At 32.0% G+C, this 8,735-nt stretch carries 10 protein-coding genes; all 10 read right to left on the reverse strand.

Features of this window, described 5'->3' with window-relative positions; genetic code table 11:
• A partial coding sequence (locus D1003_RS10520; protein WP_153936954.1) for a hypothetical protein occupies positions 1-971 on the reverse strand: 971 nt, incomplete at its 3' end.
• Between the two features lie 11 nt (positions 972-982).
• Complete coding sequence (locus D1003_RS10525) at positions 983-1,528, reverse strand: hypothetical protein (RefSeq protein ID WP_153936955.1); 546 nt, start codon at positions 1,526-1,528, stop codon at positions 983-985.
• 3 nt (positions 1,529-1,531) lie between these two features.
• On the reverse strand, positions 1,532-2,350 hold the full coding sequence (locus tag D1003_RS10530; RefSeq protein ID WP_153936956.1) for a DUF4138 domain-containing protein: 819 nt from the start codon (positions 2,348-2,350) through the stop codon (positions 1,532-1,534).
• A gap of 11 nt (positions 2,351-2,361) precedes the next feature.
• Positions 2,362-3,504 (reverse strand): conjugative transposon protein TraM, encoded by a 1,143-nt coding sequence (gene traM, locus D1003_RS10535; RefSeq protein ID WP_153936957.1) that lies wholly within the window; start codon positions 3,502-3,504, stop codon positions 2,362-2,364.
• A complete protein-coding gene (locus tag D1003_RS10540) occupies positions 3,473-4,171 on the reverse strand; it encodes a hypothetical protein (protein ID WP_153936958.1) in 699 nt (232 codons plus the stop codon). Before D1003_RS10540 ends, traM begins: the two co-directional genes overlap by 32 nt.
• A gap of 20 nt (positions 4,172-4,191) precedes the next feature.
• Entirely contained in the window at positions 4,192-5,004 is an 813-nt protein-coding gene (locus tag D1003_RS10545) for a type IV secretion system protein (protein WP_153936959.1), read from the reverse strand.
• Between the two features lie 2 nt (positions 5,005-5,006).
• The gene (locus tag D1003_RS10550) at positions 5,007-5,495 is read right to left on the reverse strand and encodes a hypothetical protein (protein WP_153936960.1); all 489 of its coding nucleotides are present in this window, start codon (positions 5,493-5,495) and stop codon (positions 5,007-5,009) included.
• Between the two features lie 33 nt (positions 5,496-5,528).
• The gene (locus D1003_RS10555) at positions 5,529-7,994 is read right to left on the reverse strand and encodes a VirB4 family type IV secretion system protein (protein ID WP_153936961.1); all 2,466 of its coding nucleotides are present in this window, start codon (positions 7,992-7,994) and stop codon (positions 5,529-5,531) included.
• Position 7,995: 1 nt separating this feature from the next.
• Positions 7,996-8,286 (reverse strand): hypothetical protein, encoded by a 291-nt coding sequence (locus tag D1003_RS10560; protein WP_153936962.1) that lies wholly within the window; start codon positions 8,284-8,286, stop codon positions 7,996-7,998.
• Positions 8,287-8,291: 5 nt separating this feature from the next.
• Positions 8,292-8,582, reverse strand: a complete 291-nt coding sequence (locus tag D1003_RS10565) for a hypothetical protein (RefSeq protein ID WP_153936963.1) — start codon at positions 8,580-8,582, stop codon at positions 8,292-8,294.
• Positions 8,583-8,735 lie beyond the last annotated feature (153 nt).

An 8,735-nucleotide genomic window follows, 5' to 3' on the forward strand; every position in this document is an offset into this window, starting at 1 on the left:
TACTTGTTTGCATCAAGAGATAGCGTAGGGTTATTTCCTAAAACATTAACCCCTTTATCATCGGAAGCCCAAATGTAAGTTGTGGCGTACTCCGCAGATGCGGAAAAATTAACTGGAGTACCATTACACACCTGTTGATTTTGCCCCACCACACTTACATTTCTAACGACATTAGAAACATTGAAAGTTACCGATTGTGGAGCAGAGTAGCAGTCCCCTGACTTCGCTCTCACATAATAAGTGAAAGCTCCTGCTTGATTTGAGGTATAGTTCAACCTCCCTTGACTATCCACATACTCTGAACCTAACAAGGTTGCAAAGTTAGATTTGTCCGACCACTCATAAATTACTTCTTTCCCACTGGAAGAAGGTGCAATATTTATATTTTCTCCTACGCAATAAGTTGACTTATATTGTGAAAAAATAATATCTGTAGGCTTATTTCTAAGCTCAAAATTTACTACAACATCATAGGTACACCCTTGATTTTTCAGTTCTAAATAAATTTGGGAGGGTTCGTTTTTAGGAAAATCAGATTTGTTAAGAGTAACGACACTACTGTTTCCTATGAGAATACTTTTATTACTATCCTTATACCAATTAACAGTAGTTATATTTCTTGCAGAAGCACTAAATTTTAGTTCTTCTTCTTCACAAAATATTTTCCCTTGATTTTCTACCAAAACATCTTTAATATTGTCAGAAACAAAAACCTCCCTCACATTAGCTATTCCTGCTGCAAGTTCAATTAAAACATTATTCCCTAACTTCAACATATTAGGGGTAATAGTTATATTATTATCTTTAATTTCTAGAACACGCACTCCATTTATGTAAAGATAAGATTTAATAAATCCACTAGACTTGGTTTTTGCAGTATAATTATAATTATTTCCATAACAAACATTATCCTGTCCATAAAATAAAGTGCTACTTAATATAAAAAGTAGATATATTATTATTTTTTTCATATTCTTAATTTTTATCTCCATAAATAATATCTAACGGATACTCCAATTTCGTATCTCCAATTTCCAATTTTCTCTTTACTCCCATTTAAAGCATAGTATTGCTTTAAGTGAGTGAGTAATCCCCAATTATCTGAAAGCATATACTCCGCCTGTCCTCCTAAATAGAAATAAAAATATTTAGGATATGGGTCTATAAGCTGAGTTCTACTTTTTACTTTAACCTGCTCCACCGCAACACCTCCTATTCCTGCTATATTCCAATTACTAAAAAAATCATCTCTATACCTAGGCGTATGTACCGTATATAGAAAGTCTAAATTAGCTTCAAGAATAGCCTCCTTATAAGTCTTATATTCAAAAGACTTATAACTTCCCCCTCCTCTAATTTGCATATAGTCGTCTATATAGTAGCCGACCATTAAACCACCGCCAACATTTCTGCTACCAAAATTTATATTTGGCTCTATGGCAAAGTTATATTGCCTATGGCTTGTCTGATTCCATTGTCCACTCATAAAAAATGGAGCAAAAAGAAAAGTGAATAAAAATTTTTTCATAATCTAGTTTAATTTTATAGGGCGATTTATAATTTGGTTGGGTATTCCAAACACAAAATTTCTCGCTCCGTTTTTTTCTTTGACTTCTACTATGACTTCTTCATCTCTATTTATGGAGAATGGAGAAAATTCATAAATCATAAAATATTGCTGTTTGCCTTTTATGGTATCCGTTTTGTTGATTACTCTATTGGGCGTAACCTCCTTTTGAGTAACACTAGCATTACCTTTTTTCCTAGTTTTTATTGAAAAAAACAAATGCTCAATATTATAATCAAGGTCTGTTGCATTTTCAAAGCCTATCTTGAAATAAACTTTATTATTTATTATATAATGGGCGTAAAACTTAACCCACATTCCAGTTTCGTAACTTCTAGACCCCTTACTTTCCTCTTTTTGGTTCATTATTTTTTTAAAAAGCTCTAAGTCAGCTTTTGAAAGGGGTGTTTTCTCCTTTTCTGTCGTAACGACCTTACTCCCCTCTACATTCGGAAAAGCAGACTGTAAACTTTTTTCAAGAATAGTAGAATATTTGGGATTTTTTTTATATCCAATAATAGGATTATAAAAGCTATCGTCAGTTTTTATAAAAAGATTAGTATTGATAAAATCGTCCTCTCCAACGATAGACTGGAGTATTAAAATATTATCTACTATTTTGTATTTTACTTGTAAATCTCCTGTCCCTGCTTCTACGAAGTTGATGTTTTTATCAAATATTATTTGGGTGGTTTTAAATTGGGTTATTTCTATTGTGTCTATTTTTTGCCCTGGTATAAAACAGCAACAAAAAAGTCCAAAAAGATAAATTACCTTTTTCATATTGTTAATTTTTAATTTGGTTTTAAATAAATTTTGTGTCCATCATTGAGAAGGACACTTACATTTCTATTACGATTATTAAAAATATTGGTAAGTATTCCTCCTATCGCACCTGTATTTACTCCAGTTCTTCCTAAGACTTCTCCAGTTACTCGTCTTCCTGTTTCTCCGTCTATAAGGTTGTCTGTTCTTATAGGAATACCTAGCTCTCCAGTACGGTAGTCATACGCAACTAACTTTACATTGTAGTTCCTGCCTTTATAGGAAATATTTGGAACTGAAATGGTAACATTATTACCATTTACCGAAGCGATGCCTGACACAAAAGCATCAGTTCCAATAGTCCCATTTTCGGTTATTATTCTATCTTTAAGAACAATTCTCACTTGCGTATTTTTGGCATCTATTTTTTGGGAGTTATAAATCTCCGCAGTTACCGTTCCGATTTGGTTTTGCGATTGATATTTTTTTGCAATCGCCTGTTGTAACCTTTGTTCTTTTGTTAGTTCTACTCCTGTATTAGAGGATTTAATAGGCTCTGAATACGAATTAGTTGGTTTATTATAGTAGGAGGTTGGTTCTGTATTTGTTGGAACACTACTAATTGTCTGATAATTTTCTGTTTGGGGTCTAGACTTTTTCTTCCTACTACCACCACTATACCCTATATTTGTATTCTTAGGCTCATCTTTTTGCCACATATCGTAATTTCCGTAAGGATTATGATTGTTTTGTCCTCCTGTACTATAATTAGTTTGCGATGAAACTGGGGTTTCTTTGGGTCTTTGTGATGAATTTCCTAGATTAGCTATTTGCCTATCTAACTCCTCAAAGTTAGTTTCCTCCGTTAGTTCAGAGTTTTTAGGCTCTGTGAATGTGTGTTCAAGGTCATTAACCAAAGTAGGGTCTCGCTTTCCGTTTAGAGCTTCCATTCTAGAATTATACTGACTTAGCTCAGCTTCTGGACTAGTCATTTCCTCTACAGTATTATCATCATCATTATTATTAGAATAGTAGCCATAAAGCATAAAACAACAAAAAATTACCCCTATCACTATCCCTCCTATAATCTTTATTTTTTGTTCTTGAGATAGATTTTTAAAATCAAATTTTTTGTTTGGTCTATTCTGTTTCTGCTGTTGATTTTTCATCATTTGGATTTTGATTTATTGCTTGTTCAGATGCTTTCATTTGTTCCTGTGCTTCATCACTACTTATATCTACCCTAACTAGATTTTCTGAGAATTGAGTAATGAGTAGCCCATACGGATTAAATGGGTAATTTCTTTCTACTCTTTCCATTTTCATTTTAATATGACTATCGTAGTAGTCTGAAATACCTGCATTAACTCTTTGTATTCTAACCACAAACTCTGCCTCATAGGGGTCTGTCTTTGTGATTTTTAATGTTTGTTGCAGAATTTCTGCACTTTGAATAAGACCTGCAACTGATAAAAACTCGTCAAAATACCCTTTTTTCATTCTGTCTTTAATGATTTTTGTGGGCTGACTTCCTACAAGCCAAAGTACCTTTTCACTTTTTCTTTTCATAGAGTAGGCATCTAAATTATAATACTGGTCTACAAAATACTCTATGTTCGCTTTAGCTTGTATCAAATTAGCGTTTTGTACTTCCAATTTTTTTAGTGGAATTAACTCTCCTTTTTCGTTAATTCCGTAAATATTGTCTGTACTATTCTGATACACAGAAAAAGAAAACAAAAGTGAACCGAAAACAGAAGCTATGGCAACCATTCCTACTACCCAAGTAGCTGTGTTATTCTTTTTTAAAACGGTATAAAAATTCTCTCCTAAACTCATCTTTTTTGGACTTTTTTATTTTATTGAAACATATTTGAAACATAATTTGTTACCATTGCAAATAATTTTACTTTAACAGTAAAAGAAACTACTATCGCAGTTAAAACTCCTATTCCAAAAATTCCTCCATTTACTGTATCTCCAATAACACCATAATGTTCAGAACCTATATCAAACTGCTTAACAATAAGAGGCAATAAAAGATTGGTTATTTTTATAATTCCTATATAAGCCACTCCTAAGATGAAAACACCAATGTATCTTAAAATCCAAGAGGAAAATAGTTTAGCTGTACCTGTATAAGTAGAAAGGGCTATCGTTAGGGGAAATAAGAACTGTAGAAATTTTAAAATAAAAAGTCTCTGAATTAAATATCCTGCCGTTATACTTAAGTCTGCTAATTTAAAACACGCTCCTATAATCCAACTAAATGCAAGTCCCATTACTGTTAAGAAGTTGGAACAAATAGCACCAATATAATCCAACCAATCCTCTGATGTTTCAAATATTTGTTCTAACTTTTTATCTACTAAGTCATTTAACTGTGTAAATAAATCGCTAGATGTATTTGACATTGCAACATCAACAGATGAAAAAATATTATCTATTGTCGTCATAATCCAGTCTGAACTCATTATAACAAGTCCATATCCCATTATGCTCATCAAATTTCCAATCTTAGGCTCTTTACTATCAAAATCCTTAGTAAATGCTTCCAATATTCTAAATACTAATAATCCTAACGCTAAGACCTTACCTCCTGTAAAGGCATACATAAAAATATTGGTAGTAGCTACGGCTTTTGATAACTCATTTATAAAAGTAAAATCCATACTTATAGTGATAAACCTACTAATTTAGTCCTACTTATATGTACTCTATGCCTTTCTCTTTTTATCAACTCCATTCTATCTTTATCTGACATTGAAAAAAAGTTATTGGATACAACCTTATTAACGAAAGCTAAACTCTCGTTAATTGATTTAAGAGATTGGGTAATCTTTTTGGTATAAAGTTGTCTCCTTGATTGACTTTTTACTTTTGGAAGATTAGCCCTTAGCTGTTGAGCAATTCTAAAAGATTCTCTACTCATATCTGCAATCTCTTTTAAGTCTTGTAGGTCTCTAACATAACCGCTTACTTTATCTAGTTTTTCTGACGCTTTTTGCATATACTCGAGTGATTTATCTAGTTGTGCAACTTGTGTGGCAGAGTTTTGAATTTGTGTACCCATATTTGCTGCTTGGGTAGGGTCATAGACTACTGTTTGAGAAAGCCCTAAAATTGGTAATGTTACCATTAAAATTAAGATGTTTTTTTTCATAATTTTTTGTTTTTATTAAGTTTTAAATTGTTTTTATATTATACTTTTAACTTCTGCTACTATTTCCTCCTCTGATAAACCTAAAAGCGGTATTCTTTCCCTAAGCTCCTCAAATGCTTCTGTTTTTTCTATCATTATGTCAATCGCTTTTTCCATTACTCCCACTTCATCATAAATTTTCAACAACAAATTATTTTTTGCTCCTTCCGTTTGATATGCCCACCATACTTCTTTAGGAACTTCTAATCTATAAACTTGGTGGGTTTCTCCTCTCAATACAAAAAATTCTGAATACGGTCTTTTAACCTCTTCGCCAAAGTTTGATTTTATGGAGGACATTTGATAGAAAGCGTGTTCGGATAGGTTAAATCGGTTTTGTATTGCCTTATAATCCTTTGCTCCGAGTACATATAAAACTTGGGTATTTTCTATTATTGAGTTGGAGAGTTCATTATTTGGCAACTGACTAATAGATTGAAGTACAATTCCTACCGCCCCGTTCTGTTTTCTAATAGCTTGGTAAAACCATTGAATTCTTCTAAGCATTCCGTCCCACTTTAACTGCTCAGCGACTTCGTCAAAAAGAACTTGTCCTCTTGTAGATTTGTCTTGCCATATCATTTTATCTATAGCCGTTGAAATGAGTTGGAGCATTATGGATAGTAACAACTTATTATTTCTAATGGAGTCTAATTCAAAAACAATAATTTTTTTATTATATAAATCAGCCCCAAAACTGCTTTTTGTATCATCATATAAAAAGGAGTAAGCTCCGCCATTAACAAACTCGCTCATCAATAAAACAAATTCATCAGCATTGAAAAACTCTTTTTTAATATCCAAATGCTCAATAATAGCATCTTTATCAATAATAAATGAATTGATGAATGACGGTAATGAGTGGTTTGTTTTTATGTTATTATAATACAATTCTACTATTCGCCTCAATACGGCTCGTTCCTGCTCTGTCATCGCTTCTTCTCTTCGGAAGTGAACTCCGATAAACTCCACCAACTCATTTATTTTCTCCGTTGTTAAGGCTTCCCCATTTTTCAACTCAAATGGATTAAGCCCTAAATTATCTCCCTCTTGATAAGTAAAATAGGCAATATCATTTGGAAATAAAGTTGCCAATTTTCTATAAGACCCTCCTAAGTCAATAATAACTTGTTTAACCCCATTGGAGTAGTAATCAGAAATAATATGATTAGCCGTAAACGATTTTCCTCCTCCTGTATGGGATAAAATAAAGAAATTACGAGCATACATATATTTTTTCTCTTCGTCCCAAACATCAACAACAACTGGTGTCATTTCCTTAAAACGAGAGTTAAGTCTTATGCCCTTTCTATCATTATTATAGTGTCCTGCTACACTCATAAATGAGGAAAAAACCTCTAAATTTGAAACATAATAATGTTCATCTATGAAAAGATGTGAGTTTAGAGGAAATGAATACTCATACAAAGCCATTAAATTATTTCCATAAGGTCTATCCGCCTTTATATCAATATCCTTAAATTTATCTACTACTAAATTTACTCTACTTTGTAAGTCCTCTTCGGAATTAGCAAATATCACAATATTATTATGTCCTCTTATTATCCTTTCTGTATCGGCATTTTTTGCGATTTCTTCCACCAATTTCTCCGTCACTTTTCCCCAGTATTCATTTCTTTTATCAAATTTTCGGAACTTATTAAGATTATCATAATTTTTCGTTGCTTGATTATAATGGTGTTTACTATCATCTATAACCGCTATCTGATTATAGATGTGTGTAAATCCTAAATCAAACGAAAAGTTATCTCCATAATTTTTAAAAAATTTCGCTTTATCATTACTTATCTCTCCATCAACTCTACAAGTTGTTAAATTCTCAGGAAAATTTTCTTCACTTGAAAACATCATTACGGTAGCGTATTTATTACCTACTCTTAGATATTCCCAATCATTTCTTATATCTACATTATAATCAGCGTTAAGTCCCCCATTGATATAGTTATAATACTGCTCCATATAGCCTTTATCCAAAGGCTTTATTTCAAACCTTTTTCCTCCGCTTAATTTTGAATTTTTAATAAAATCAATAGCTTGTTTTACAGATATTATGAATGATTTTATTTTGGTATCAAATTCAACAAACCCTTTTTTTTGAGGGGGTCTTATGGGATTTTTAAGAGTTTTAAGCTCAATGGATTGATTAGGTAATATAAAAAATAGGTTCGAGGTATGAGAAAGATATTCTAAATTGTTAAAATAATCTTTAGTTTTTTGTTCTAAAAAGTTTCTTGCTGGAAAGTTTTGAGTAGAAAATCTATCCTCTAAAAATATATCCTGTTTAAAAAAAATACTCCCTGTTGGCAAGTCTCTTAGTGCTTTTGAGAATATTGAGTTTATGTTGTCGTAATCCTCTTCTCCCAAAGAGTATTTTTCGGGCATTTTTAACCTAAATCCTAAAACAAAAGACCCCTGTTCTCCATAAATATAGTTTTCCATATTATTTCTTATATTTATTGACCTTTCTTCTGTTTAGATGTGATATTTCTGTTGGAAACTTCTCGTCCAATATTTTTCTTAAAATTTTATCATTACTTATAATCAATTTAGTAACGACTAGGTTAATAGAATTAAAAAGTAAAATGATTATTAACTTTTTAAAACTAAATCCTCCTGATAAAGTCAATAAAGACATTATCGCTAATGCAGAAAATAAGTAAAACCCATTAGGAGAAAAGCCATATATATCAGGCTTTCTCCTTATGTGTTTGTAATTTCTTATGGTTTTCATTTAGTTTATAAAGATTGTCCTTTAACAAACTGATAAATACCAACTATAACCACTAAGGCGAGTGCAAACCATAAAATAATTTTCAAAGCCGCTAAAACATCTTTACTTTGTGAATATTCGTCCAACGCTTTCCACGCTGCAAATACGAATAAAATTCCTGCAATATATGGGAAAGCTCCTGCAACTTCTCCCATAAATTTTTCACCTGCGGCTTTAAGCCCAAAAGTTTGAGCGTTTGTAAATTGAACTCCGAAGATTGTGGCAACCAATGCCCCTTTTGTAAAAAATTTTCTCATTTTTATAAAAATTTAAAATTAGTTTGTAGCAAAAAAAAGTTCGTGTGCCGTCCCTAAAGGGAAAGCACACGAACTAATATATCTTCTTATGTTTAAGAGATTTATGTGTGTGTGTGTGTGTGTGTGTGTGTGTGTGTGTGTGTGTGTGTGTGT

This window comes from Riemerella anatipestifer (assembly GCF_009663465.1).
GTDB lineage: Bacteria > Bacteroidota > Bacteroidia > Flavobacteriales > Weeksellaceae > Riemerella > Riemerella anatipestifer_C.